Raw genomic sequence first — 25,571 nt, 5'->3', positions numbered from 1 at the left:
CTTTCGGATTACCCATGATGACGGCTGCCCGCGAAACCCTCCACAGCTGGCTCCATCGCCCCGTTTTCCTGGCGATGGTGGCTACTGCCCTAAGTACCGTCCTGCTGCTGGCGGGGAGTCTGCTCGTGGTCGTGCAGCAGATCCAGCAGCGCGAAAGCGACCAGATGAATGCCCAGGGCGAGCGCTTTCTGCAGCGCCTGGAACAGCTTTTCGGGCAACTGCGTGAAAGCCTCGACGACCTGCAAAACCAGCCGTTGCGCGGATGCAACGACGACATGATCGCTACATTGCAACAGGTCAGCTTCAACTACCGTTTTGTCTACGAGGCGGTGTATATCGATGGCAGCGGCGTCTGCTCCAATCGTCCACGCCAGAGCGGCTTGTCAGTGACCCGCCCGCCCGACATCCGCGGGCCGACCTACAATTACTGGCTCAACACCACCACAGAGCCCGACGAAGACCGCGCCGCCTTGATGCTGGGCCGCGGCAACTTTCGGGTGGCCACGTCCCGCGGGCATTTGACCGATGTGGTCGATTTACCACCGGGCAGCAGCCTGCTGGTGGTCCTGGATAACGGTAAACGGGCCATTCCCGTGCTCGGGACGGACCAACACTGGCCGCCGGTCGAGCCTTGGCCACCGAAAAGCCACAATGCCTTGCAAGTGACGCAGAACCGGCTGATCTATCGGATGCCGACCGACAGCCCGGTCTATCAACTGGTGCTGATCGCCCCGCGCAAGGGTTTTCAGGTTCCGGCCAATGCCTGGTGGATGCTGCCCATCAGCCTGATGCTGGGCTTGGGGATTGGTTTCCAGGTGTTTCTGCTGGCGCGCCAGCGCCAGTCCATGGACGCTGAACTGCACGGGGCCATCCGGCGTGGTGAATTGCAGGTGCTTTACCAGCCGATTTTCGACCTGAGCAGCCGCAACTGTGTCGGGGCGGAGGCCTTGCTGCGCTGGCGACGACCGGACGGCACCCTGACCAGCCCGGACTTGTTTATCCCGATGGCCGAGAACACCGGGCAGATTCGCCAGATCACCGATTTCGTGCTGCAGCGGCTGTTCGATCAATTGGGCCAGGTGTTGCGGGCCAATCCGCAGCTGTATATCTCGGTGAATCTGGCGGCCTGCGATGTGATGGTGCCGCGTATTGGCGAAGTGATCGCCCGCCTGCTGGCGCTGCATCGCGTGTCGGCGCACCAGATTGCCTTCGAAGTGACCGAGCGTGGGCTGGTCGATGTGTTGGTCGCCCGGGATAACCTGCAATCGCTGCGCGACGTCGGGCACCAAGTGTTGATCGACGATTTCGGCACCGGTTATTGCAGCCTGGCCTACCTGCAAACCCTGCCGGTGGACTGCCTGAAAATCGACAAGGCCTTCATCGATGCCTTGGGCCACGATGCCGCCAGCAGCGGTGTGGCCCCGCACATCATTCGCATGGCCCATGCGCTGCAACTCAAGGTGATAGCCGAAGGCATCGAGCATGAAGCCCAGGCTTCCTATTTGAGCAGCGAAGGGGTGAGGTTCGGCCAGGGCTGGCTGTTCGCCCATGCCCTCAGCGCGGTTCAGCTCATTGAACTGATTACCCGTGGCCGGCGCCTGCGTGGCCGCCGTCTTGATGATGAAGCCTGAGTCTGCTCAGGCCATGAGCTCAGACTGCCAGCGCCATGTAGAACTGTGTGCCCTGCCCCGGCCTTGAATAAACGCCCATGCGCCCGCCGTGGAGCTGGACGATCTCCTTGCACAGCGCCAGGCCGAGGCCAGCACCACCCTTCTTGCGTCCGACCTGGACGAAAGGCTCGAAGATCCGTCCCTGCTGGCCGTAGGCAATGCCTTCACCGTTGTCTTCGACGCTGATGATCACCCGCTCGCCATGGCGCCGGGCCTGCAAGCGGATCTGGCCGTTTTCGGCGGTGTGGCGCATGGCGTTATCGATCAGGTTATCGAGCACGCGATCCAGTTGCGCTGCGTCGGCATGCAGGCGCGGGAGCGGGCCCTGGATCGCCACGAGCAGCTCGATACCCTTGGTTTGGGCCTGCTCGGCAAACCGCAGCCGGGCCGCTTCCAGTAGCTCGTCGATGGAACAAGGCGCCAGGGTCAGCTTCTGCAGGCCGTTCTGGTAGCGAGAGAAGTTCAGCAGGTCATTGATGAGCTGCATCAGCCGCTGCATTTCTTCGGTGACGGTGTTGAGCAGGTCGGCCTCGCGCGACTCCTCTGAAAAATGCAGGCGCTCCTGTAACAGGCCGAAGGCCATGTGCATGCCCGTCACGGGCGTGCGCAGCTCATGGGAAGCACGCAAGACGAACTCGCTGCGCACCCGTTCGAAGGCGCGTTGTTCGGTGACGTCATGCAGCACCATGACCGCGCCGAGAATGTGGCCCTGGGTATGGCTGACCGGGGTGAGGCTGTAGGTGAGCACCCGCGACTCGCCATCCACTTCGATGCTCAGATCTTCCGGCGCGCGCTCCAGGCTTCCACCGCGCAGGACCAGGTGCAATTCTTCATCCAGTTCAAGGCGTCCCAGCGCCTCGCCCAGCCCTTGGCCCAGGCGTTCCTCATCCCAGCCCAATTGACGCTGGGCTACCGGGTTGAGGTGCTCCAGCTGGCCTTGGCGGTCGATCATCAGCAAGCCGTCGTCGATGCTGTCGAGCACCGCTTGCAAACGTTGCTGGCCGGCGAGCAGCTCATCGACGTTGGTGGCCTGATGCTCACGCAAGGCCTCGGCCATGACCCCGAAGCGACGGGTCAGGAGATTCAACTCAGCGGCCGAGGAAACGGGTAGCGTGACCTCGAAATTACCTTGGCCGATGTCGTCCGCCGCTGCGGCCAGTGCCTCGATCGGCGCGCCGAAACGCCGGGCAATGCCATGGGCCGTGATAAACCCGATGATCAGCACCGCAAACCCCACCAACCCCAGCAGTCCGGAAATCCACATCGCGCGTTCACGGGCGCGATTCTGGGTTTCACTGATGTTGGTCAGGGCCTGGCGATAGCCCTCGATCAGTCCATTACGCAGCACGTTGAATTTTTCGGTGAGCTCCTTGATGTTCGTGAGCTGGTTCGCCTGCTGGCGAGACGCGGTGAAGGCGTCAAAAAAATCAATGTAGTCGGCCTTGGCCTTGCTGAAGCTGACTGCCGCATCGTCCAGCCCCTGTTCGTGGGCGATGCCCTCGTCGATCAGCGCCAGGTATTGCTGCTTGGAGGCCTCCAGCGCCGCCAGGTCGGGCTTGTCGTCGAGCATGATCATCAACTGATCGCCGAGGGTCTGGCGCAGCTTGAGGCCCAGGTCCAGCAGGATGAAGTTGTCGCGTACCGATTGTTCCTGGGTGTTGGCCATCTGCATCACGCTGACCAGGCCAAGCACCAATCCCAGCAAGGCCACGGTGATCAGGGCCGAGATGCTGAGAAACAGTCGTGTGCGCAGCTTCATCGCCAGTTTCATAAAGTCTCGCTCACAGGTTGTACTGCTTGCGTTTGCGGTACAGCGTGGAGGCATCGATACCCAGGGTCTTGGCCGCCTGGTCGAGGGTGTCGGCCGTGGCCAGCACCGCGCCGATGTGGGCTTTTTCCAATTCGTCGAGGCTCAGTGCGGCGCCGATGCGCGGCGCATTGTTGACCGGTTGCTCGGCCATGCCCAAATGACTGATTTCGACTTTTTCCTGCGGGCAGATGATGCTGGCGCGCTCGACCACGTTGCGCAGTTCCCGGATGTTGCCCGGCCAGCGATAGCCTAGCAGCGCTTCGCGCGCTTCGTCGCTGAAGCCCCGGGCCGGGCGCGCGTATTCCTTGACGAAGCGGGCCAGGAAGCGGTCGGCCAGGGTCAGGATGTCTTCGGCGCGCTCTCGCAATGGCGGCAGGTGCAGGGTGATGACGTTCAGGCGATATAGCAGGTCTTCGCGAAAACGTCCGTCGCGCACCATGTCTTCGAGGTTGAGGTTGGTCGCTGCGAGAATCCGCACGTCGGCACGACGGGTGACTGGGTCCCCTACCCGCTCATATTCCTTGTCCTGGATAAAACGCAATAACTTGGGTTGTAACGTCAGGGGAAAATCGCCGATCTCGTCGAGAAACAGCGTACCGCCGTCGGCCTGGTTGACCCGACCCAACGTACTCTCGCTGGCGCCTGTGAAAGCCCCACGGCTATGGCCGAACAATTCGCTTTCCATCAGTTCAGCGGTCAGTGACGGGCAATTGATGGTGACGCAGGACTTTTTCGCCCGCTTGCTCCAGCCATGGATCGCCCGGGCCAGCTCGCCTTTACCGGTGCCGGACTCGCCGAGGATCAGGATGTTGGCGTCGGTACTGGCGACCTGACGCGCGGTTTCCAGGACGACTTTCATCGCCGGGCTGTGAGAGTCGAGGCCGTCCTTGGGTTTGCGCACTTCCCCTTCAAGGGCTTCGAGCCTTGCCGACAGCTGGCGTACTTCCAATTGCTTGGCGGTCGCCAGGCGCAATTGATCGGGGCTGCAAGGCTTGACCAGATAGTCGGCCGCCCCGGCCTGGATCGCATCGACCGCGGTATCGACTGCCGAGTGGGCGGTGACGATGACCACGCGCATCCAGGGTGCCTGGATACGCATTTGTGCCAGGACATCCAGGCCGTTGTCCTCCCCCAGGCGCAGATCGAGGAAACACAGATCGAACACCTGGCGTTGCAGCAGTGCATCGGCCTGGGCGGCGCTGTTGGCGGTGGCGACGCTATAGCCTTCGTCTTCCAGGCAGTATCGGAACGTACGCAGGATGGCGGACTCGTCGTCTACCAGCAGAATGCGGCCTTGGTGCTCAGTGGCGGATTCCATTTTTCCTACGCTCCTTTAATGAATGATGTTGGTTAGTGTCAGAAAAATCGGGCAAGTTGCATGGTCGATTCTGAGGGGATATTACTCACCGAGAATGGCCCTGTGGACGTCTGACTCCTAAAAGACTGATTTGAGTTCCTTTTTTTATGATTCGTCCGGTTCGGACGGTTCGCATCGCTGATTCCGACGGCTGTGTCTGACAGGAAATTCCAAAACCACCTTACGCCTTTTCTCCGGTATTCGTGCAATACGCACGACTGCCGCTTGCGTCATCGTGCAGGATGCGCTCCCGGTACGTTGCATGCATTAATTAACTTATTGATTTTAAAGGTGTTTATCTAATAAAAAATCCTGGCACGGCGACTGCAATGCTCTGGTCAACGTGGCGTTAGTGCGCCTCAACCAGATCACCGCACTCGGGTGGGGAGGAATTCCAGGATGAATCGTCAAAGTGTCGCTCAATTTGGCCCCGCCCACTTTAAAAGTGCCGTCCAATTGCGCCTCTCTTCCCTGCATTTCCAGCAGGGCGTATGGGCTGCCCTGGCGCTGCTGGTTACCCTCGTAACGGGCCAGCAATGGTTGCTCTGGCATGAAAGCCAACAGCCCGAAGCACCACAGGTGTCGATTCACCGTGCCCCTCAAACCCATTTCAGCGCCGTCAGCAGCCTTGAAGAAGCGTCCGCTTCAATGCGCATGATGGATGTCGACCAGGCTCAGCCATTGAACGCCATGCCGCGTGAAGAGCGCTGGGTGTTTTAACCCCGATGAACCGGTCGTCCATTGCGCCGGAACCATCACCGCAAGACCTTCACTAAATAGAAAAGCGTAAGGAGAATCACCATGTTGAGCTGGGCAATTACCTTCCTGATCATTGCCATCATCGCCGCCGTACTGGGCTTCGGTGGTATCGCAGGCACCGCCACGGGCATCGCCAAGATTCTCTTTGTTGTGTTCCTGGTGATGTTCATCGCTTCCTTCTTCTTTGGCCGTCGTGGCCGAGGCTGACCATGAGCGTTTCATTCAAAGGACTGGCCGCCGCCCTGTTGCTGGGCGGCAGTGCCATGGCAATGGCTGCCAATGACGGGCAGATGCGCGTCAACCAGTTGCTGGAGGCCGACCCGCAATACCGCGAGACCTGGCAGCACGTCGTGAAAAAAGAAGAACGCCTGCCCGAATGGGTGATGAACCTGTCGGGCGATTCGGACCAGATGAATGCTGTCGAGGAAGATGGCGACAAGTATTTGGTGGGACCGCTGTGTGAAACCCAGGCAACGTGTCGCAGCAAGCGCCTGATCGTTGCCTTCAGTTTCGACAAGGACGAGGCCTATGCCATGTTGGTGGAAGTCCCAGCCGGGCTGCCAGCCGACAAGTCTCCGACGCGGCATGCCGACTACCGTTTCCTCGGCAAGCCCGATGAAGGTATGCAGAAACTGTTAATGGAACAACTCAAGAAAGATCCGAACTGGTACTGATTCTGAAAATGGGAAAAGCAGCCCTGCTTTTCTCTGCTGCACAGCCCGAGGAGGGCCAGTGCATGACCAGGGGGCTGGGACGTTCTGACTGATGAAAGTCGGAGTGACCTACGGGCACAAGGGGTGCCTGCGAAAGGGCCGGGTCAGGTAAAAGCTGCGACGCAAGTTCGCAAAGTCATCACGGCTTGGCGAACTTGCGTAGAGCTTCGTGACGCAAAGACGCGGGTCAGAGCGGTTGGTCGATTGGCCGCTGCAATGCGCTCCGCGATGCGGCATTTTGTCTCCTCCCGCCGATTTATCCCCCATTTGTTGACCGTATATCGGAGAATGCCGAGGCAATTTCTCCCATGGGCCGCGTCTCGATTCGCTGCCGTTTCATCGGTTCCCCACACTTGCGAGAGAAAGCCCAGCTACGCTGAAATGGCCGGTTCACGGCACTTATGCCTGCATAAATGTCGTATTCGAACCGCGTGAAAGGCGGGTTTCGTTTGAAAAATCTCATGCCGATTCGGCATAGGGTAGGCGTTTACGGCATTAGACGAGCCCCCCTTGCATCGCAATAGTTGCGCCTTTTTTCGCCTGCCAGTAAGCCGCTAACGCGCTCGGGGTGACCTTATACGGGGGCAGGGGCATGAATGTTTTTCGTCATCGACGATCCGTTCGCGCCACTGTCCGAGTCCAACTGAAGTAAGGGTAACAATATGAAGAAGGCACGACTAAGCCTCGCCTGGCAGATCCTCATCGGTCTGGTGCTCGGGATTGCATTGGGCGCGCTGCTCAACCATTTCAGTGCCGAGAAGGCCTGGTGGATCAGCAATGTGCTGCAACCGGCGGGCGATATCTTTATCCGTCTGATCAAGATGATCGTGATCCCGATCGTGATTTCCTCGCTGATCGTCGGCATTGCCGGGGTCGGTGATGCCAAGAAGCTCGGGCGCATCGGTCTCAAGACCATCCTTTACTTCGAAGTCGTCACCACCATCGCCATCGTCGTCGGCCTGCTGCTGGCCAACTTCTTCCAGCCGGGCAGCGGTATCGACATGAGCACCCTGGGCACTGTGGATATTTCCAAGTACCAGGCCACGGCCGCGGAAGTCCAGCATGAGCATGCGTTCATCCAGACCATCCTCAACCTGATCCCGTCGAACATCTTCGCCGCCGTTGCGCGTGGCGAGATGCTGCCGATCATTTTCTTCTCCGTATTGTTCGGCCTGGGCCTGTCCAGCCTGCAATCGGACCTGCGCGATCCGCTGGTGAAAATGTTCCAGGGCGTGTCGGAAAGCATGTTCAAGGTCACCCACATGATCATGCAATACGCCCCGATCGGCGTGTTCGCCCTGATCGCGGTGACAGTCGCCAACTTCGGCTTCGCGTCGCTGCTGCCGCTGGCGAAACTGGTGATCCTGGTTTACGTCGCCATCGCCTTCTTCGCCTTCGTGGTGCTGGGCCTGATCGCCCGCCTGTTCGGCTTCTCGGTGCTCAAGCTGATGCGCATCTTCAAGGATGAGCTGGTGCTGGCTTATTCCACCGCCAGTTCCGAAACCGTGCTGCCGCGCGTGATCGAGAAGATGGAAGCCTACGGCGCGCCGAAAGCCATCTGCAGCTTCGTGGTGCCCACCGGTTATTCGTTCAACCTTGACGGTTCGACCCTGTACCAGAGCATCGCGGCGATTTTCATCGCCCAGTTGTACGGCATCGATCTGTCCATCAGCCAGCAATTGCTGTTGGTGTTGACCTTGATGGTCACCTCCAAAGGCATCGCCGGCGTGCCGGGCGTGTCGTTCGTGGTGCTGCTGGCGACCTTGGGCAGCGTGGGCATTCCGCTGGAAGGGCTGGCCTTCATCGCCGGTGTCGACCGCATCATGGACATGGCCCGTACCGCCCTGAACGTCATCGGCAACGCCCTGGCCGTGCTGGTCATCTCCCGCTGGGAAGGCATGTACGACGATGCCAAGGGCCAGCGCTACTGGAACTCCCTGCCGCACTGGCGCAGCAAAGAGCCGCTGCCGGCGGGGGAAACTTCCAGCCGTTGAGATCCATTGTGGGAGTTCGGGCCAGCAGCAAAGAGCCTGAACAACCCCGGCCATTGTGGGAGCCGAGCTTGCTCGCGATTGCGGTGTGTCTGCCAACATCAATGCTGACTGATCCGACGTCATCGCGAGCAAGCTCGGCTCCCACAGGAATTTTTGTCAGGCGCAAAGATTCTGAACAACCCCGGCTCCCACAGGGTCTTCCACAGGGTGTTCGTTGATCATCTGCGCAGTGCCAAGCAAACCCCGGAGAAATCCGGGGTTTGTCGTTTCTGCCAGCCCCGCTATCATTCGCGGCATCTTCCGGGGGATTTGACCGATGCTCAATGGCCTGTGGCTTGGCTTCTTTATCGTGGCTGCCGTGTCGGCGCTGGCGCAGTGGTTGATCGGCGGCAATGCCGGGATCTTCGCGGCCATGGTGGAAAGCATTTTCGCCATGGCCAAGCTGTCGGTGGAGGTGATGGTCCTGCTGTTCGGCACCCTGACCCTGTGGCTGGGCTTCCTGCGCATCGCTGAAAAAGCCGGCATCGTCGACTGGCTGGCCAAGGCCCTAGGGCCGCTGTTCCTGCGCTTGATGCCGGAAGTGCCTGCCGGCCACCCGGCGATCGGCCTGATCACCCTCAACTTCGCCGCCAACGGCCTGGGACTGGACAACGCGGCCACCCCCATCGGCCTCAAGGCCATGCGCGCCCTGCAAGACCTCAACCCCAGCCCGACCATCGCCAGCAATGCGCAGATTCTGTTCCTGGTGCTCAACGCCTCGTCGCTGACGCTGCTGCCGGTGACCATCTTCATGTACCGCGCGCAGCAAGGCGCGCCCGACCCGACCCTGGTGTTCCTGCCGATCCTGCTCGCCACCAGCGCCTCGACCCTGATGGGGCTGCTGTCGGTGGCGTTCATGCAGCGCCTGCGGTTGTGGGATCCGGTGGTGCTGGCTTATCTGATCCCGGGCGCGCTGGCGCTGGGCGGTTTCATGGCGCTGCTGGCGACGCTCTCGGCCACGGCGCTGGCGGGGTTGTCATCGATCTTGGGCAACCTGACGTTGTTCGGCTTGATCATTGTGTTCCTGGTGGTGGGTGCCCTGCGCAAGGTCAAGGTGTATGAAGCCTTCATCGAGGGCGCCAAGGAGGGCTTCGACGTCGCCAAGACGTTGCTGCCATACCTGGTAGCCATGCTTTGCGCCGTGGGCGTGCTGCGGGCTTCGGGAGCGCTTGATTTCGGCCTGGACGGCATCCGGCACCTGGTGCAGTGGGCCGGCTGGGACACGCGCTTCGTCGATGCCTTGCCGACCGCCATGGTCAAGCCGTTCTCCGGCAGCGCCGCCCGGGCGATGCTGATCGAGACCATGAAGACCTCTGGCGTGGACAGCTTCCCGGCCCTGGTGGCGGCGACCATCCAGGGCAGCACCGAGACCACGTTCTACGTGCTGGCGGTGTATTTCGGCGCCGTCGGCATCCAGCGGGCGCGCCATGCCGTGGGGTGCGCGCTGCTGGCGGAGTTGGCCGGGGTCGTGGCGGCGATTGGCGTTTGCTACTGGTTCTTCGGTTGACCTGAGTCGCCCGGCGGCCCCTAGGGTTGGGTCGGCGTTGCGAAACGCTGGCCTTGCTCCACTGTCCAGGCCACCACTTCGGCTGTCAGCCGGTCGCCGGCCCGACCAAAGCCGTCCACCACCGCTGGCACTTTCACATCGCTCAATGGCTGGCGCACTTCAAAACGGCGACTGGCCAGGATGCGCTGGTCGAAGCCGCGCACCAGCAGCGCGTCCAGGCGAATCACCACGCTGGCCGCAGTGCCCTGGTATTCGGTCTGGAACGCCTGCAATTGCCCGCCCAGCTCCAGGTCCGCTTGCAGGTTGCTGTCGGCGACGCTCAACAGCCTGACGCGTCCATCCTGGGCGAAGCCATCGAGCAGGCGGTTGCGCAACAACACCGGGGCCGGGTCGCTCCAACGCGAGGCGGCGTAACTGCTGAACAGATTGCCCTGGGGGATCACCGCGATTTTCGGGCTGTTGAGCACCTCGCTGGCCTGGGGGTTGGCCAGGCGCAGCGACCAGCTCACCGCCGCGCCCGCAGATGCCGGGGCCTGGGTGACGGGCAAGCGATACACATCCGAAGGTTCGGCCTTGGGCAAAATCGAACAACCGCCCACCAGGACGAATCCTGCCAGCAAGAGAAGAGGGCGGATAAACCGGTTGGACGGCTTCATGGCGTGAACTCCTTGTCCTTGTCATTGCCCAGCAAATAGCCGCTGGGGTTGGCATCCAGGCGCCGGGAGATCCCCCGCAGGGCGCTCAGGGTTTCGCGCAGTTCACGCACGGCTGGCGCCAGGGCATTGAGGCCCTGCATGCCGTTATTCAACGAGTCGCGGTTGTCGTTCAGCAGTTTGTCGAGGGTCGCGGTGCTGCGCGCCAGGGACTGCATGGCCTGGCCGGCGTTGCCGAACGCCTGTTTGCCCTGGTCGTTGAGCAAACCATTGGCGTTGCGCATCAACGCCGTGGTCTGTTCCAGCGTGGCGCTGGCCTGTTTGCCGATGGACGCCAGTTGCTGCATGGCCTGGCGAATATCGCCGCGCTGCTCGGCAATGACCCCCGTGGTTTGTTCCAAGTGTTCCAGCGTCTTGCCCAGGCTTTGGACGTTGTCCGAGGAAAACACCTCATTGGCGTTGTGCAGCAGCAGGTTGATGCTGGTCATCAAGTCATCGCTGTTGTTGAGCAGGCGGGCGATAGGCGAGGGCGCGGCGATGATCACCGGCGGTTCCCCATCGTGCCCCGTCAGCACCGGGCTCTGGGGCGTGCCGCCGCTGAGCTGGATAATCGAGGTGCCGGTGATGCCGGTCAGTGCCAGCTTGGCCTGGGTGTCTTGCTTGACCGGTGTTTCCCCACTCAAGCGCACCCGCGCCAACACTCGACGCGGGTCGTTCGGGTCCAGGCGCAGGTTGACGACGTCGCCGACCTTGATCCCGCTGTACTCCACCGAGCTGCCCCGGGACAACCCGCTGACCGCCTCGTTGAACACCACTTCGTAATACTTGAATTCGCTGTCCACGTTGGACTTGGCCAGCCACAGACCAAACAACAGGGCGCCAGCCACCACAATGACGGTGAACAGGCCGATCAGCACATGATGGGCTCGGGTTTCCATGTCAAACCTCGTTGGATTGTGTAGCGGCCGATAACGCCGCGCGGCCGCGAGGGCCATGGAAGTATTCGTGAATCCAGGCGTCGTCGGTTTCCGACACCTTGTCGATGACATCGGCCACCAGTACTTTTTTCTGCGCCAGCACCGCCACCCGGTCGGTGATGGTGTAGAGGGTGTCCAGGTCGTGAGTGACCAGGAACACGCTCAGGCCCAGGGCATCGCGCAGTGTCAGGATCAACTGGTCGAACGCCGCCGCACCGATGGGATCGAGGCCGGCGGTGGGTTCGTCGAGAAACAGGATGTCCGGGTCCAGGGCCAGCGCACGGGCCAGGGCGGCGCGCTTGATCATGCCGCCGGACAGCGAGGCGGGGTATTTGTCGGCGGCCGTTAACGGCAGGCCGGCCAAGGCCAGCTTCACCGCCGCCAAGTGCTCGGCGTCGGCCCGGCTGAGCCCGGCGTGTTCGATCAGCGGCAGGGCGACGTTTTCTGTCACGGTCAATGACGAGAACAGCGCGCCTTTCTGGAACAACACGCCAAAGCGCCGTTCCACCCGCGAACGTTGTTCCGGGGGCAGGCTCGGCAAGTCTTCGCCGAACACCCGCACAGAACCCTCGCTGGGCCGGTTCAGGCCGATGATGCTGCGCAGCAGCACCGATTTGCCGCTGCCGGAGCCGCCGACCACGGCAAGGATCTCGCCCTTGTACACGTCCAGGTCGAGGTTTTCATGCACGCTCTGGCGGCCAAAGCGATTGCACAGGCCGCGCACTTGAATCACTGCCTCGGAGGGCGGTCGCAAGGGTTGGCTCACCAGTTCATCTCCATGAAAAACAGCGCGGCCACGGCATCGAGAACAATCACTACGAAAATCGACTGCACCACGCTGGACGTGGTGTGAGCCCCGACCGATTCGGCACTGCCACTGACCTTGAAACCTTCCAGGCAGCCCACGGCAGCGATCAGGAAGGCAAAGATCGGCGCCTTGACCATCCCCACCAGGAAATGCTGCACGCCAATGTCCGACTGCAACAGCGTCAGGAACATGGCCGGGGAAATGCCCAGCGACAAAGCGCAGACCACGCCGCCCCCGATAATGCCCGAGAGCATGGCCAGGAAGGTCAGCATCGGCAGCGCCACCAACAGCGCCAGCACCCGTGGAATCACCAGCAACTCGACCGGATCGAGGCCCAGGGTGCGGATCGCGTCGATTTCTTCGTTGGCCTTCATCGAGCCGATCTGCGCGGTGAACGCGCTGGCGGTGCGGCCCGCCATGAGAATCGCCGTCAGCAATACGCCGAATTCGCGCAGGAACGAGAACGCCACCAGGTCCACGGTAAAGATGCTGGCGCCGAAATCGGCCAATACCGTCGCGCCGAGAAACGCCACCACTGCGCCCACCAAAAACGTCAGCAGGGCGACGATGGGGGCGGCGTCCAGGCCGGTCTGTTCGATGTGAACGACCATCGGTGTCATGCGCCAGCGCCTGGGGCGAAGCAGGTTGCGGGCCAGGGTTTCCAGGATCAGGCCGACAAAACCCAGCAGTTGCAGAGTGTCTTGCCAGACTTTTTCCACCGCGCGACCGATACGCGTCAGCAGCTGTGTCAGCACGCCGACCTGCGGCTCCTTCACCGGCACACAGAAGTCCGTCAGCGAGCAATAGACCGTCTGCAACAGCGCCCGCTCGGCGGCCGGCAAGCTGCAATCGGGGTGCTCGGTGGTCTTGCCCAGCCGTTCGGAGCCCAGCAGCTCCACCAGCAACGAAGCCCCGGCGGTGTCGAGGGCGCCGAGGCCGTTGAGGTCGATCAGGGTGTTCTCGTCGTATTGGCCGCGCAAGGATTCGCTCAAGCGCTTGAGCTGTGCGTAATGGGCCAGCGTCCAGTCGCCGCCGACCCAGAGCTGCGCCGGAGAGCGAGACGTGTCCAGCCGGGCAGTGCCAGTGTGGGATCCGGGGGTCATAAGCTCCATGCTCGTTCGACTTGAACAGCGCTACCTAATAGCACGACCGCCGTTATTTTGCTTCGGGTGCGTCAGCGCTCACGTTGAAACGCAGCACGCCGATCATCTGGCCATTTTCCGTCAGCACCCGCACTTGCCATTTACCCGTCGGGTCTTGCGGGAAGTTCTGCTTGTGGGTCCAGGCGCGATAGCCTTCCTTGCGCCCGCCGTGGATGTCCAGGGCGATGCGATCGACTTCTTTACCGTTGAACTGCCAGACGTGATAAATCCGCTCATCAAGCCCTCGCGGCGCGTTGATGGCCGTGTAGGCGTACAGGCCGTTGCCACGGATCTGGGCCGCACTGACTTCCTTGAGGCTGGCGCCCGGCGTGCGGTCTTCCAGTTGGGTGCTGATCGCCACTTCGGTCATCCACAGCGTGGCCGGTGGCACCCAGGAGCGCAGCACCCAGCCGGCGGCACCAATCCCCAGGGTGATGCACAGGATCGCCAGGGCGTTGCGCACGGTGCGGATCGGGAAGATCGAGGCCAGGCTGGGAAACGACAGCAGCATGGCAATGCCCAGCGCCAGCTTGAAGCTCTGGTCGGTGGTCAGGTGCAGGATCACCGGCAGCGCGGTGAGCAGGGCGGCGAACAGCGTCAGCGTGTGCAACGCCAGGAACGCCCAGCGCCGGGGCGCCAGCCATTTGTAGTACAGCGGGTCGGTGATCGAAATCAGCGCCGCGATCGTCAGCAGGCCGGTGAAAATCAGCTGGCTGCTGTTCCAGGTGGTGGTGATGAAGAAAAACGGCAGGACGAAAAACAGGCTTTCCTGGTGAATCATCTGCGTGGCGTAGCGCAACAGCGGCTGGGGGATTTCCCGTTTGAAAATCCGCGCGAACAGCCGGGTCATGCTGTTCTCGACCATCAGCCAGAGCCAGCTCACCAGCATCATGATGGCGATCCAGGTCGCCAGGCCCTGCTGGCGGTCGACCAGCATGAAACTGCCGACCCCGGAGATGAAACCACCGAGCGCGATGACCCCTGGATAGCGCTTCATCAGTTCAAGGATGCGCTGGATGTAGAGAGTCAGGTTTTGCATTCGGTGGTTTCACAGTAAGTCGTAGGAAATATCCCTGACAGAGTATCGTCAGGACATCGATGTGACGAGTGCTCTTGTGGCAAGTGGGATTTGCTGTGGGAGCAAAGCTTGCTCGCGAAACAGGCGCCTCGGTTTCTGAAAGACCGCGTCGCGTCCATCGCGGGCAAGCCTTGCTCCCACACAGCAGACAGATGCCTTCGCCACAAATGTGTGCCGCCACGAAATCACTCTTCGTTCGGCCGGGCCCGCCGGCGCACCTGCCACACCACCAACCCAAGCAACAGCAACCCCAGCAGACCGCCCAGCCCCCAGACGAGCTCATCGTCACTGAGCAACGGCTTCTCGATGCGCAGGTAACCCGGGTCCTTGAGCAGTTCGCGCAGGGCCACGTTGGCCTGTTCCAGGCTCACTTCCTGCAGGCGCAGGGCCGGGTTGGCGAAGCGGCCGTCTTCATAATCGCCCAGGGCACCCCAGTAGTAATCGGCCAGTGCGCTGTTGCCTTGAACCGCCCAGGACTGATGGGCAATGGCCGCGCGCTTGATGCGCACGAAATCGGCGGGGTCCAGGCCATCCTTGAGCAATCTCTTGCGCAGTTCTTCCAGCGCCTGTTCGGCTTCGGGCAAGTCTTCGCGGGACAGGTCTGCGTTCAGGCTGAAGAAGCCAACGCCGCCGAACACCTCGCGCTCGGTCCACGGTCCGTAGGACAAGCCACTGGCCAGGCGCAATTGGCGATAGAGCGCCCAGTCCAGGTAATCCTTGAGCAGGTCGAAGGTTTCGTCATGCTGCTCATCCAGCACCGGCTCCGGGAACAGCCAATGAAGCTTGGCGCTGTTGCCGACCAGGCCATGGATCAGGTTGCGCTTGGTGACTGCCTTGTAGCGGATCTGTGGCAGCGCCTCGTGTGGGCTGGGCTCCACCGGCTCGAGTTCGCCAAAGGCGCGTTCCAGGTAGGCCGGCAACAGTCGGTCGAGGTCGCCAACCACGATCAGGGTCATGTTGTTCGGTGCATACCAGTCCTTGCGCACTTGTTCGAGGCGGGCGAGGGTATGGCGTTCTACCTCGGCCCGTTCCGCGCAGCGCAGGCCCAACTCAACCGCCAGCTGGTTGCTGGCCTTGTGGCCCAGGTCCTGATGATCGAGCCAGCGTTGCAGGTGGGTGTAGTGGCCACCGTCCTCGCGTTCCACCACCCGCTTGGCCGCCTCGAGGGCTTTTTCATCGATACGGGTGCGGGTCAACAGCGCCAGCAACAGGTCCAGGACCTTGCGTTGATTGCGCGCCGGCGCCTCGATGACGAACGTGGTGTCGGCGTTGCTCGTGAAGGCATTCCACTCGCCACCCAAGGCCTGCATGCGCTCTTCCAGGCCACCTTCACCGCCCTCATCGACGCCACTGAACAGCAGGTGTTCGAGCAGATGCGGCAGTTCCTTGTCGGCGCAACTGAAGTCGTCCAGGCCCACGCCGACCACCAAGCGGATCGCCACATGCCCGCGCTCGCTGCCCGGCTTGAGTATCAACTGCATGCCGTTGGGCAACATGTAGCCTTCGACCTGGAACCGGTCCAGGGCGACCACGGGCAGTGAGCCGAGCAAAAGAAAGGCGAACAACAGACAACGCATAAGGGCTTCCTGGCGGCTGAGTGGAGGTCCATGGTGCCGGGCAGGCCGTCATCGGCGGATCGTCGCCCGGAGTCGGCTCGCTCCCCCTATCGAATCTATGCGGTGTTCATGACAACGGGAGCAGGCGGGCCAGCGAACGGTTTCAGGCCCGAGCCTTTGTACTGACAGACATTGTTACTGACTGACCAACGCGCCAGTCGTTCACGGCGAATGGGTAATGTCGGAAATTTCATCTGCCGCCAACGCACCGATCTCGGCGGTCTCCAGGACCACATAGGCACTGCCGCAAAACAGCGAATTGAGGCGCCTCATGTCGGCGATCAGCTCCAGGTGCAGGGAACTGGTCTCCAGGCTTTGCACGACCTTGCGCTGCAGGCGGCTGACATGGGCATGGGCCATGCGCCGTTCCTGCGCCCGAAAGCGACGTTTCTCACGCAGCAACTGCCGGGCGCTTTCCCGGTCGGCACTGAGGAATACCGACAGCCCCAGTCGCAGGTTGGCGATCAAGTGGCTGTGCAGGCCCGCCAACTCCTCCAGGCCTACCTCGGAAAACGACCGACGTTGCGAGGTCTTCTGCTGCTGGACCTTGCGCAACATGCGCTCGATCAGGTCGCTGGCCAGCTTGAGGTTGATCGCCAGCTCGATGATTTCCGCCCAGCGGCGGCTGTCCTGCTCACTGAGGTCCTCGCGGGGCATTTGTGCCATGTACAACTTGATTGCGCTGCACAACGCTTCGACGTCGTCATTCATGCGACGCACTTCCTGGGTCACCGCCGTCTGCGTACCCCGCAGCACGTCCAGCATGGCTTCGAGCATGCTTTCGATCAGATCGCCGATGCGCAAGGTTTCCCGGGCCGCGTTCGCCAGCGCCAGGCTCGGGGTGACGAGGGCGGTAGGGTCCAGATGTCGCGGCTTGGCCGTGCCGTTGGTGTCCGGACGTTCCGGTAGCAACCAGGCACAGAGCCGCGCCATGGGGCCGACGCTGGGCAGCAGCACCAGGCAACGCACGGTGTTGTAGAGCAGATGGAAACCAATCACCGTTTCCTGCGGGCTGAAATCCAGGCTGTCCAGCCAGCCCACCAGCGGGTCGAGCACTGGAATGATCAACAACAGCCCGATCAGCTTGTACAGCAGGCTGCCCAGCGCCACCTGGCGTCCGGCGGTGTTCTGCATGCTGGTGCTGAGGAACGCCAGTACGCCGCTGCCAATGTTGGCGCCGATCACCAGGCCGATGGCCACCGGCAGGCTGATCACCGCCGCGCCGGCCAGTGTTGCGGTCAACAGCACGGCGGCCAGGCTGGAATAGGAGATCATCGCGAACAGCGCGCCGACCAAGGCATCGAGCAGGATGTCGCCGGTCAGCGAGGCGAAGATCACTTTCACGCCCTGGGCATGGGTGATGGGCGCCGCGGCTTCGACGATCAATTGCAGGGCCAGGATGATCAGCCCCAGGCCGATGCCGACCCGACCCATTTGCCCGGCGCGGGTCTGTTTGCGCGACAGGAAAAAAATCACCCCGAGGAAAATCAGCAGCGGCGACAGCCACGACAGATCGAGGGTCAGCACCCGTGCCATCAGCGCGGTGCCGACATCGGCGCCGAGCATGGTCGCCAGGGCCGGGGTCAGCGCCATCAGGCCCTGGCCGACGAACGAGGTGACGAGCATGGCCGTGGCGTTGCTGCTCTGGACCATGGCCGTGACCATGATGCCGGCGACAAACGCCAGCCAGCGCCGGGACATGTTCTGGCCGATGACATGGCGCAGGTTCGAGCCATAGACCCGCAAGATGCCGGTACGCACGATGTGCGTGCCCCAGATCAGCAGGGCGACGGCGGAGAGCAAATTCAGCAGGGTCAGCATGAGGAGCCCCCTGTTAGCGTCCCAAAAGGACAAATTGGCGATGCCACATTCTTCTTTCTTGTACTTAAGCTGTAGTTGGCGAACGGTTCGGGCGCCAGCATTGCACAGCTAAAGAATCGTTTGAAACAAATCCGTCATAAAAATACATCCCTCGAAAACCACCAAACCCCCTGTGGGAGCGAGCTTGCTCGCGATAGCGGCCTGACAGTCAAAGATAATGTTGGATGTCATGGCCCCATCGCGAGCAAGCTCGCTCCCACAGGTTTTGCATCCGGCCACTTTTTCGCGGGCATGAAAAAGGGGCTCCAAGAGCCCCTTCATTCATTGCCCTGTACCGTTACTGACCCGGCATATCCTTGCGCAGTTTCACCGGGTCCTGCTGCTTGCGCTTGCGTGCAATCGCAGTGCGCATCTTGATGTTGATGGCTTCCACCGCCAGGGAGAACGCCATGGCGAAGTAGACGTAGCCTTTTGGCACGTGCACGTCGAACGACTCGGCGATCAGCACGGTACCGACCACCAGCAGGAACGACAGCGCCAGCATCTTCAGCGACGGGTGCTTGTCGATGAACTCGCTGATGGTGGCCGAAGCCAGCATCATCACCAGCACGGCGACGATGATTGCCGCGACCATGACCGGTACATGGGAGACCATGCCGACGGCGGTAATGACCGAGTCCAGGGAGAACACGATGTCGATGATCGCGATCTGGATGATGGTGTAGATGAAGTTGCCGCCCTTGCCCGAAGGTTCGTCGCTGCTTTCATCTTCGCCTTCCAGTGCGTGGTACATCTCCTGGGAGCTTTTCCACAGCAGGAACAGGCCACCGAAGAACAGGATCAGGTCACGACCGGAGATGCCCTGGCCGAACACTTCGAACAAATCGGCGGTCAGGCGCATCACCCAGGTGATGGACAGCAGCAACAGGATCCGCGTGACCATGGCCAGCGCCAGGCCGAAGATCCGGGTGCGCGCCTGCATGTGCTTGGGCATGCGGCTGACCAGGATCGAAATCATGATGATGTTATCGATGCCCAGGACAATTTCCAGGGCGGTCAGGGTAAAGAAGGCAACCCAGATTTCCGGGTTGGTCAGCCATTCCATGTGAGTTCCTTTGAGCGAGTGTTAGGCCGCGCCGCTGATGGCGGCGCAGCGGGCATTGCTTTTATAGAGTGCTGAACAGCGGAAAAATCCCCATCAGCAAGGCGGCGAACATTATGCACAGGCAAACCAGTACTGCCCACTTCAGGGTGAAGCGCTGGTGGTCGCCGAACTCGATTCCGGCCAAGGCTACCAGCAGGTAGGTCGACGGAACCAGCGGGCTTAACAGGTGGACGGGCTGGCCGACGATGGAGGCACGGGCCATTTCAACGGCGGTGATGCCGTAATGGCTGGCTGCCTCGGCGAGAACCGGTAACACCCCGTAATAAAATGCATCGTTCGACATGAAGAACGTGAACGGCATGCTCACCAGCGCGGTAATCACTGCCAGGTACGGGCCGAGGAAGTCCGGGATCACTGCCAGCAAGCTCTTGGACATGGCGTCGACCATGCCGGTGCCGGACAGGATACCGGTAAAGATACCGGCCGCGAAAATCAGCCCGACCACCGCCAACACGCTGCCAGCGTGGGCCGCAACGCGGTCTTTTTGCTGTTGCAGGCAAGGGTAGTTGACGATCATCGCGATACTGAAGGCCACCATGAACAGCACCGGCAGTGGCAACAGGCCGGCGATCAGGGTGCCCATCAGGCCCAGGGTCAACGCGCCGTTGAACCAGATCAGCTTCGGACGACGGGCGTCCGGGAACTGGGAAACGCTGATTTCGCTGTGGTCGATTTCATCGCCGACCAGATGCAATTCACCCAGGCGTGCGCGCTCACGCTTGCCGTACATGTAGGCAATCAGCAGGATCGCCACCACACCGGCGGCCATTGCCGGAATCATCGGCACGAAGATGTCGGACGGGTCCACGTGCAGGGCACTGGCGGCACGGGCCGTCGGGCCGCCCCACGGGGTCATGTTCATCACGCCGCCAGCGAGGATGATCAGGCCAGCCATGATGCGTGGGCTCATGCCGATGCGGCTGTAGAGCGGCAGCATCGCGGCCACGCAGATCATGTAAGTGGTCGCGCCGTCACCATCAAGGGAAACGACGAGCGCCAGAACGGCGGTACCGACCGAAACTTTCAACGGGTCGCCCTTGACCAGCTTGAGGATCTTGCGCACGGCCGGGTCGAACAGGCCGGAGTCGATCATCAGGGCAAAATACAGAATCGCGAACATCAGCATCACCCCGGTCGGGGCGAGCTTGGTGATGCCTTCGAGCATCATCGGGCCGATTTTCGGCGCAAAGCCACCGAACAGGGCGAACAGGATCGGGATGATGATCAAGGCGATCAGCGCGGACAGGCGCTTGGTCATGATCAGGAACATGAACGTGATGACCATGGCAAAGCCAAGGAAAGTCAGCATAGGAAATACTCCAGGCGTGGCGCGGCGGGCAAAGGCGAACCGGACAGGTCAGCGCAGGATGCAAGGCTCGGGACGGACGGATGGAGTGGGTGCAGCGGGACGGGTAGCAGCGGACATCAGAATCACCATTGTTGTTGTTAAAAGGGCCGAACGAGTCATGAAAACTCGCTTTGGCCGACCGGTCTTTTGCCGGTAGTGGGGGTGATCCTAATCGCGCTAGCTTTCAGCAAGCTTTCGTTGCAGACAATGGAGTTTTTTCTGTGGGGCAAAGCTTATCTGTGGGAGCAAAATTTATCTGTGGGGCAAAGCTCACCTGTGGGAGCAAAGCTTGCTCGCGATAAAGGCGCCGCGGCTCTCAAGTGGGAGTGTGTCAACTTCATCGCGAGCAAGCTTTGCTCCCACAGAAAATCGGTGCGCCACCGGTCAATCAAAACGCCGAAAGATCCAACGGCCGCACCGCCCCCATCCAGATCGCATGCTCGGTATGGTCGATCAGGTCATCGCCGGTCTCCGGGTGCAGGAAAATCACCAGGCCTTTGCGATTGAGCGCCAGCCATGGCAAGACCACGCCGATGTACTGCGGGTCGAACGCCAGCTGACAGCTCCAGTCCGGATGCGGGCCGACCGGGCGTTGATGGACGCGGCCCATTTTCAGTGGAAACAATTGCGCCGCTTCCTCGCACAGGGCCCGCGCCTGGTCGAGGGTGTGGGCGTCGAAATACACGTGGGCGTGGTAGCCCTTGATCCGCTGCATCTGTCACTCCTTGAAAAGAGGCCGAACCCTCGCCGTTTGCCGCGGGTCAGAGCCTTTACACGCGGGATAAAGAGGAACGCAGCCATGAAAAACGCCGAAACCCCGGTCATCAAAGTGGTGCTCTATGGTGCCATGAGCAGCCTCGGCAGTGCGTTGATGGCTGAAATGCTGCGGCGCCAGCACGAAGTCATCGCCATTCTCGACGATCTTACTGCCCTGGCTCCCCGCCCGGGCCTGCGGACCAAGACCGGTGATCTGTTCGATCCCGAGCGGGTCAAGCAAAGTGTTGCCGGTGCCAGCGCCGTGGTGTGTCTGCTGAACGCGCCGGGGCTGCCGATGAACAGCGAACAAGTGGAGCGCACATTGATTCCCGGCCCGGTGGAGCAAGTATTGGCCGTGGATGCACTGATCGCCGGCATGCAGGCGGTGAATATTCCCCGGCTGTTCCTGGTGGGCGACTTTGCGATGCTCGACGAGGAGCCGACGGACGACGATTTGCAGCGCCATGCCGCCGAAGAAGTGCTCGATGCCCTGAAGAACAGCACCTTGCAGTGGACCTTGATCAACGCACCCTATGCCGCACCTGGCCTGGGCATCGAACATTTCAGCCAGGTCAGCACCAGCCTCGAACCCGGCATGGCCGAATCCCTGGAGCGACTCAACCGGGTCGCGGTCGGCATCGCCGATGAGCTGCGCCTGAACCTGCACGTGGGCGAGCACGTCAGTTTTGTCACCGCCATGTAGGAGCTGCCGAAGGCTCGGGCCGCGTTCGGACGATCTTTTCAAACAGCAATGGAAGGCAACGGTAGCCCCGTGAGCGATTCGGCACTGTTGACCTGTTCTTCCATCAGCCAATCGACGAATTGCCTGATCAACACACCGCGGCGTTTACGCTGGGGCAAGACCACGTAATACCCCAGCCGCGAGAGCACAGTTTCAGCGATCGGACGACACAGCAGCCCCTGAGCCAATAAGTTATCCACAAGGTGCCGCCAGCCGATGGCGACGCCCTGGCCGCCAATTGCGGCCTGGATGAGTAGCGTGTAGTTGTCGAAGCGCAACTGCCCTGGGGCCGGTGGTGACGTGATGCCCAGCTCGCGGAATACGCCGCTCCATTCGAACCAGCTGTTGCTGTTGCCCGCACGCAGGTGCAGCAAGGGAAACTCTGCCAAGGCCTGGGCGGACAAGGGCAGGGGACGATCCTTGAGCAGCAGCGGGCTGCACACCGGAAAAACTTCTTCGCTGAACAGCCAGCGACTTTCGCCTTGTTTGAAGCGACCGTCGCCGAACAATACGGCAACGTCGATATCGGTGCGCAGCATGTTGTGGTTGCGTTCGCTGGTCACCAGGCTGACGTCCACCTGCGGGTTGGCGGCGTGAAAGCGATGCAGGCGCGGCATCAGCCAGTAGGCGGCAAAGGCGAAGTCCGTGGCCACCTGCAACACCTCGTGCTGGTGTTGGGCGGTGATCGCGCTCAGCCCTGCATCGATGCTTTGCAAGCCGGCCTGTACTTGTTCGAACAGGATCGTCCCGGCCTCGGTCAGTTCGATGCCGCGGTAGATGCGGTCGAACAACCGCGTACCCAGTTGCTCTTCCAGGCGCTTGATCTGCTGGCTGATGGCCGGTTGCGTGGTGCCCAGCTCAATCGCCGCCGCGGTAAAGCTTTGTTGGCGCGCCGCGGCTTCAAAGGCGCGGAACAGTTCCAGGGACAGGTTACCCAGGGCATCATACATAAGCTGTGCTTATCCTAGTCATTATCCTGCATGGGCTTTACCCCAAAACCCGGGGGCTACATGCTCAATCGCAGCAATGTCGCATAACTGCCTACTATGGAATGCCGCGAATACATGAAGCGCAAGAACATTCTTTTCATCATGGCCGATCAAATGGCCGCGCCAATGTTGCCGATCTACGGTCCTTCGCCGATCAAGTTGCCGAACCTGTCGCGCCTGGCCGCCGAGGGCGTGGTGTTCGATGCCGCCTATTGCAACAGCCCGCTGTGCGCACCGTCGCGTTTTACCCTGGTGAGCGGCCAGTTGCCGAGCAAGATCGGCGCCTACGACAACGCGGCGGATTTCCCTGCGGACGTGCCGACTTACGCCCACTACTTGCGCCGCCTCGGCTACCGCACGGCGCTGTCCGGCAAGATGCATTTTTGTGGGCCGGACCAACTGCACGGCTACGAAGAACGCCTGACCAGCGACATTTACCCGGCCGACTACGGCTGGTCGGTGAACTGGGACGAGCCGGACGTGCGGCCGAGCTGGTACCACAACATGTCGTCGGTGTTGCAGGCCGGGCCGTGCGTGCGCACCAACCAGCTGGATTTCGATGAAGAAGTGGTGTTCAAGGCACAGCAGTACCTGTTCGACCATATCCGCGAGGACGGCGACCAGCCGTTTTGCCTCACCGTATCGATGACGCACCCACACGATCCGTACACGATTCCCAAGGCGTTCTGGGATTTGTATGACGACAACGACATTCCTTTGCCGCAGACCCCGGCGCAAAAGGCGCTCGACCCACATTCCCAGCGGCTGCTGAAGGTCTATGACCTGTGGGACAAGCCACTGCCTGTGGATAAGATTCGGGATGCCCGCCGCGCCTATTTCGGCGCGTGCAGCTACATTGACAGCAATGTCGGCAAGCTGCTGCAGACCCTGGAAGACACTGGTCTACTGGACGACACGATCATCGTGTTCTCCGGCGATCACGGGGACATGCTCGGCGAAAAGGGCCTCTGGTACAAAATGCACTGGTTCGAAATGGCTGCCCGCGTACCGTTGCTGATCAGTGCGCCGGGGCAGTTCGCCAGCGGCCGGGTGAGCGCGGCCGTGTCCACCGCCGATTTGCTGCCAACCCTGGTGGAGCTGGCCGGCGGCACGCTGGAACCGGGCTTGCCGCTGGATGGCCGTTCGCTGGTGCCGCATCTGCAAGGGCAGGGCGGGCATGACGAAGTCTTCGGTGAATACATGGCCGAAGGCACCATCAGCCCGTTGATGATGATCCGTCGTGGCCCGTGGAAATTCATCTACAGCGAAGATGACCCGTGCCTGCTGTTCGACCTACGCAACGATCCCAAGGAACTGGAAAATCTCAGCCAATCCCCTGAGCATCAAGCCCTGTTCGCCGATTTTCTCGCCGAGACGCGTGTCAAGTGGGACATCCCGGCTATTCATCAACAGGTGCTCGCCAGCCAGCGTCGCCGCCGTTTCGTCGCCCAGGCGCTGACCCTGGGCAAACTCAAGAGCTGGGATCACCAGCCGCTGGTGGACGCCAGCCAGCAGTACATGCGTAACCACATCGACCTCGACGATCTGGAGCGCAAGGCCCGTTATCCACAACCCTGCCAAAACCAATAACGTAAGGGGCAAGCCATGCAAAAGTTATCCACAGTACTGACCGCTGGGCTGTTGGCGTTGAGCAGTGTTTCGGCCTGGGCCGAGCAAAGCTGCGAAACGGTGAAGATGGCCGACCCGGGCTGGAGCGATATTGCCGCCACCAATGCCATCACCGGCTTCCTGCTGGACGGGATGGGCTACAAGGCCAAGGTCGATACCCTCGCGGTGCCGATTACCTTCGGTGGCCTCAAGGATGGCCAGGTGGATGTGTTTTTGGGTAACTGGATGCCGGCACAGCAGGGCTTTTATGACAAGTTCGTGGCCAATGGCGACGTCACGCAACTGGCCAAGAACCTGGACGGCACCGAATTCACCCTGGCGGTCCCGGACTACGTCTGGGATGCCGGTGTGCATAACTTTGCCGACCTGAACAAATTCGCCGACAAGTTCGACAAGAAGATCTACGGCATCGGCTCCGGCGCCCCGGCCAACCTCTCCCTGAAAGAAATCATCAAGACCAATGACTTCGGCATGGGCGAGTGGAAACTGGTGGAGTCCAGCGAGCAGGCGATGCTGGCGGAAGTCTCCCGGGCGGTGAAGAAACAGAAATTCGTGACCTTCCTCGGCTGGACCCCGCACCCGATGAACGTGCAACTGAAAATGCACTACCTCAAGGGCGGCGAGAAATACTTCGGCGACACGGGCAGTGTCTACACCCTGACCCGCAAAGGTTATGCACAGGCCTGCCCGAACGTGGGCAAGCTGCTGACCAACCTGAGCTTCACCCAGGACATGGAAAACAGCATCATGGCCGAGGTGGTGAACAACAAGGTCAGCAACGCCGATGCGGCCAAGGCCTGGATCAAGGCCAACCCGGCGGTCCTGGATAAATGGCTGGACGGTGTGAAGACGATGGATGGCAAGGATGCACTGGCGGCGGTGAAGGCCAAGCTCTGACGGCGGAGCACTGTCGCAAGGGGACTATTGTGGGAGCAAGGCTTGCCCGCGATGAAGACAACTCGGTCTTTCAGAGACCGAGGTGCCTGTTTCGCGAGCAA

22 protein-coding genes are annotated in these 25,571 nt (G+C 61.3%); 9 read left to right on the top strand and 13 right to left on the bottom strand.

Features of this window, described 5'->3' with window-relative positions; translation table 11 throughout:
• Positions 1 to 17: 17 nt before the first annotated feature.
• Entirely contained in the window at positions 18 to 1,631 is a 1,614-nt protein-coding gene (locus AB4O09_RS00615; protein ID WP_003196243.1) for an EAL domain-containing protein, read from the top strand.
• 19 nt (positions 1,632 to 1,650) lie between these two features.
• Here AB4O09_RS00615 and AB4O09_RS00610 read toward each other — a convergent pair whose 3' ends face one another.
• Both AB4O09_RS00610 and algB read right to left on the bottom strand, forming a co-directional pair.
• Entirely contained in the window at positions 1,651 to 3,441 is a 1,791-nt protein-coding gene (locus AB4O09_RS00610; RefSeq protein WP_043042351.1) for an ATP-binding protein, read from the bottom strand.
• A gap of 10 nt (positions 3,442 to 3,451) precedes the next feature.
• On the bottom strand, positions 3,452 to 4,798 hold the full coding sequence (algB, locus tag AB4O09_RS00605; protein ID WP_003196247.1) for a sigma-54-dependent response regulator transcription factor AlgB: 1,347 nt from the start codon (positions 4,796 to 4,798) through the stop codon (positions 3,452 to 3,454).
• A gap of 438 nt (positions 4,799 to 5,236) precedes the next feature.
• Here algB and AB4O09_RS00600 point away from each other — a divergent pair, with 438 nt between their 5' ends.
• From AB4O09_RS00600 to AB4O09_RS00580, 5 genes are all read left to right on the top strand, one after another.
• The gene (locus AB4O09_RS00600; protein WP_003196249.1) at positions 5,237 to 5,557 is read left to right on the top strand and encodes a hypothetical protein; all 321 of its coding nucleotides are present in this window, start codon (positions 5,237 to 5,239) and stop codon (positions 5,555 to 5,557) included.
• Positions 5,558 to 5,638: 81 nt separating this feature from the next.
• The gene (locus tag AB4O09_RS00595) at positions 5,639 to 5,803 is read left to right on the top strand and encodes a DUF1328 domain-containing protein (protein ID WP_003177151.1); all 165 of its coding nucleotides are present in this window, start codon (positions 5,639 to 5,641) and stop codon (positions 5,801 to 5,803) included.
• Positions 5,804 to 5,805: 2 nt separating this feature from the next.
• The gene (locus tag AB4O09_RS00590) at positions 5,806 to 6,270 is read left to right on the top strand and encodes an inhibitor of vertebrate lysozyme family protein (protein ID WP_003196251.1); all 465 of its coding nucleotides are present in this window, start codon (positions 5,806 to 5,808) and stop codon (positions 6,268 to 6,270) included.
• Between the two features lie 701 nt (positions 6,271 to 6,971).
• On the top strand, positions 6,972 to 8,303 hold the full coding sequence (gltP, locus tag AB4O09_RS00585) for a glutamate/aspartate:proton symporter GltP (protein WP_003196253.1): 1,332 nt from the start codon (positions 6,972 to 6,974) through the stop codon (positions 8,301 to 8,303).
• A 316-nt stretch (positions 8,304 to 8,619) separates the two neighbouring features.
• A complete protein-coding gene (locus AB4O09_RS00580; RefSeq protein WP_003196256.1) occupies positions 8,620 to 9,849 on the top strand; it encodes a nucleoside recognition domain-containing protein in 1,230 nt (409 codons plus the stop codon).
• Between the two features lie 20 nt (positions 9,850 to 9,869).
• Here AB4O09_RS00580 and AB4O09_RS00575 read toward each other — a convergent pair whose 3' ends face one another.
• From AB4O09_RS00575 to AB4O09_RS00530, 10 genes are all read right to left on the bottom strand, one after another.
• The gene (locus AB4O09_RS00575) at positions 9,870 to 10,505 is read right to left on the bottom strand and encodes an ABC-type transport auxiliary lipoprotein family protein (RefSeq protein ID WP_460107851.1); all 636 of its coding nucleotides are present in this window, start codon (positions 10,503 to 10,505) and stop codon (positions 9,870 to 9,872) included.
• A complete protein-coding gene (locus tag AB4O09_RS00570) occupies positions 10,502 to 11,440 on the bottom strand; it encodes an MlaD family protein (RefSeq protein WP_003196260.1) in 939 nt (312 codons plus the stop codon). The genes AB4O09_RS00575 and AB4O09_RS00570 overlap by 4 nt, the downstream gene beginning before the upstream one ends.
• A 1-nt stretch (position 11,441) precedes the next feature.
• Positions 11,442 to 12,245 carry an ABC transporter ATP-binding protein gene (locus AB4O09_RS00565; protein ID WP_003196263.1) on the bottom strand — a complete coding sequence of 268 codons (804 nt, stop codon included), beginning with the start codon at positions 12,243 to 12,245 and terminating at the stop codon, positions 11,442 to 11,444.
• The gene (locus tag AB4O09_RS00560) at positions 12,242 to 13,390 is read right to left on the bottom strand and encodes an ABC transporter permease (protein ID WP_003196266.1); all 1,149 of its coding nucleotides are present in this window, start codon (positions 13,388 to 13,390) and stop codon (positions 12,242 to 12,244) included. The genes AB4O09_RS00565 and AB4O09_RS00560 overlap by 4 nt, the downstream gene beginning before the upstream one ends.
• A gap of 52 nt (positions 13,391 to 13,442) precedes the next feature.
• A complete protein-coding gene (locus AB4O09_RS00555; protein ID WP_003196268.1) occupies positions 13,443 to 14,468 on the bottom strand; it encodes a DUF5924 family protein in 1,026 nt (341 codons plus the stop codon).
• A gap of 224 nt (positions 14,469 to 14,692) precedes the next feature.
• Positions 14,693 to 16,084: a M16 family metallopeptidase gene (locus AB4O09_RS00550; protein ID WP_460107849.1), complete on the bottom strand. Its 1,392-nt coding sequence runs from the start codon at positions 16,082 to 16,084 to the stop codon at positions 14,693 to 14,695.
• Between the two features lie 201 nt (positions 16,085 to 16,285).
• A complete protein-coding gene (locus tag AB4O09_RS00545; protein ID WP_003196273.1) occupies positions 16,286 to 17,944 on the bottom strand; it encodes a Na/Pi cotransporter family protein in 1,659 nt (552 codons plus the stop codon).
• Between the two features lie 337 nt (positions 17,945 to 18,281).
• On the bottom strand, positions 18,282 to 19,049 hold the full coding sequence (locus AB4O09_RS00540) for a TerC family protein (protein WP_003196274.1): 768 nt from the start codon (positions 19,047 to 19,049) through the stop codon (positions 18,282 to 18,284).
• Between the two features lie 61 nt (positions 19,050 to 19,110).
• Positions 19,111 to 20,418 carry a CitMHS family transporter gene (locus AB4O09_RS00535; protein WP_003196275.1) on the bottom strand — a complete coding sequence of 436 codons (1,308 nt, stop codon included), beginning with the start codon at positions 20,416 to 20,418 and terminating at the stop codon, positions 19,111 to 19,113.
• A gap of 427 nt (positions 20,419 to 20,845) precedes the next feature.
• On the bottom strand, positions 20,846 to 21,172 hold the full coding sequence (locus AB4O09_RS00530) for a DOPA 4,5-dioxygenase family protein (RefSeq protein WP_013691959.1): 327 nt from the start codon (positions 21,170 to 21,172) through the stop codon (positions 20,846 to 20,848).
• Between the two features lie 84 nt (positions 21,173 to 21,256).
• On the opposite strand from AB4O09_RS00530, the gene AB4O09_RS00525 reads away from it, so the two are divergent.
• Positions 21,257 to 21,916, top strand: a complete 660-nt coding sequence (locus AB4O09_RS00525; protein ID WP_460107846.1) for an NAD(P)-dependent oxidoreductase — start codon at positions 21,257 to 21,259, stop codon at positions 21,914 to 21,916.
• 38 nt (positions 21,917 to 21,954) lie between these two features.
• Here the strand turns inward: AB4O09_RS00525 and AB4O09_RS00520 are convergent, their stop codons facing one another.
• Complete coding sequence (locus AB4O09_RS00520; protein ID WP_003196280.1) at positions 21,955 to 22,905, bottom strand: choline sulfate utilization transcriptional regulator; 951 nt, start codon at positions 22,903 to 22,905, stop codon at positions 21,955 to 21,957.
• A gap of 114 nt (positions 22,906 to 23,019) precedes the next feature.
• On the opposite strand from AB4O09_RS00520, the gene betC reads away from it, so the two are divergent.
• The gene (betC, locus tag AB4O09_RS00515; protein WP_460107843.1) at positions 23,020 to 24,534 is read left to right on the top strand and encodes a choline-sulfatase; all 1,515 of its coding nucleotides are present in this window, start codon (positions 23,020 to 23,022) and stop codon (positions 24,532 to 24,534) included.
• Positions 24,535 to 24,549: 15 nt separating this feature from the next.
• Positions 24,550 to 25,470: a choline ABC transporter substrate-binding protein gene (gene choX, locus AB4O09_RS00510; protein ID WP_003196284.1), complete on the top strand. Its 921-nt coding sequence runs from the start codon at positions 24,550 to 24,552 to the stop codon at positions 25,468 to 25,470.
• Positions 25,471 to 25,571: the final 101 nt, after the last annotated feature.

Source organism: Pseudomonas sp. H1_F01, from assembly GCF_054681425.1.
This window is presented reverse-complemented; position numbering and strand designations above follow the sequence as displayed.

Coding starts and splice junctions, on each gene's coding strand:
- AB4O09_RS00540 (WP_003196274.1), bottom strand. CDS start 19,049: ATGGAATGGCTGACCAACCCGGAAATCTGGGTTGCCTTCTTTACCCTG.
- AB4O09_RS00615 (WP_003196243.1), top strand. CDS start 18: ATGACGGCTGCCCGCGAAACCCTCCACAGCTGGCTCCATCGCCCCGTT.
- AB4O09_RS00560 (WP_003196266.1), bottom strand. CDS start 13,390: ATGACCCCCGGATCCCACACTGGCACTGCCCGGCTGGACACGTCTCGC.
- AB4O09_RS00555 (WP_003196268.1), bottom strand. CDS start 14,468: ATGCAAAACCTGACTCTCTACATCCAGCGCATCCTTGAACTGATGAAG.
- AB4O09_RS00520 (WP_003196280.1), bottom strand. CDS start 22,905: ATGTATGATGCCCTGGGTAACCTGTCCCTGGAACTGTTCCGCGCCTTT.
- AB4O09_RS00535 (WP_003196275.1), bottom strand. CDS start 20,418: ATGCTGACTTTCCTTGGCTTTGCCATGGTCATCACGTTCATGTTCCTG.
- algB (WP_003196247.1), bottom strand. CDS start 4,798: ATGGAATCCGCCACTGAGCACCAAGGCCGCATTCTGCTGGTAGACGAC.
- AB4O09_RS00525 (WP_460107846.1), top strand. CDS start 21,257: ATGAAAAACGCCGAAACCCCGGTCATCAAAGTGGTGCTCTATGGTGCC.
- betC (WP_460107843.1), top strand. CDS start 23,020: ATGAAGCGCAAGAACATTCTTTTCATCATGGCCGATCAAATGGCCGCG.
- AB4O09_RS00580 (WP_003196256.1), top strand. CDS start 8,620: ATGCTCAATGGCCTGTGGCTTGGCTTCTTTATCGTGGCTGCCGTGTCG.
- AB4O09_RS00550 (WP_460107849.1), bottom strand. CDS start 16,084: ATGCGTTGTCTGTTGTTCGCCTTTCTTTTGCTCGGCTCACTGCCCGTG.
- choX (WP_003196284.1), top strand. CDS start 24,550: ATGCAAAAGTTATCCACAGTACTGACCGCTGGGCTGTTGGCGTTGAGC.
- AB4O09_RS00600 (WP_003196249.1), top strand. CDS start 5,237: ATGAATCGTCAAAGTGTCGCTCAATTTGGCCCCGCCCACTTTAAAAGT.
- AB4O09_RS00545 (WP_003196273.1), bottom strand. CDS start 17,944: ATGCTGACCCTGCTGAATTTGCTCTCCGCCGTCGCCCTGCTGATCTGG.
- gltP (WP_003196253.1), top strand. CDS start 6,972: ATGAAGAAGGCACGACTAAGCCTCGCCTGGCAGATCCTCATCGGTCTG.
- AB4O09_RS00570 (WP_003196260.1), bottom strand. CDS start 11,440: ATGGAAACCCGAGCCCATCATGTGCTGATCGGCCTGTTCACCGTCATT.
- AB4O09_RS00530 (WP_013691959.1), bottom strand. CDS start 21,172: ATGCAGCGGATCAAGGGCTACCACGCCCACGTGTATTTCGACGCCCAC.
- AB4O09_RS00590 (WP_003196251.1), top strand. CDS start 5,806: ATGAGCGTTTCATTCAAAGGACTGGCCGCCGCCCTGTTGCTGGGCGGC.
- AB4O09_RS00575 (WP_460107851.1), bottom strand. CDS start 10,505: ATGAAGCCGTCCAACCGGTTTATCCGCCCTCTTCTCTTGCTGGCAGGA.
- AB4O09_RS00610 (WP_043042351.1), bottom strand. CDS start 3,441: ATGAAACTGGCGATGAAGCTGCGCACACGACTGTTTCTCAGCATCTCG.
- AB4O09_RS00595 (WP_003177151.1), top strand. CDS start 5,639: ATGTTGAGCTGGGCAATTACCTTCCTGATCATTGCCATCATCGCCGCC.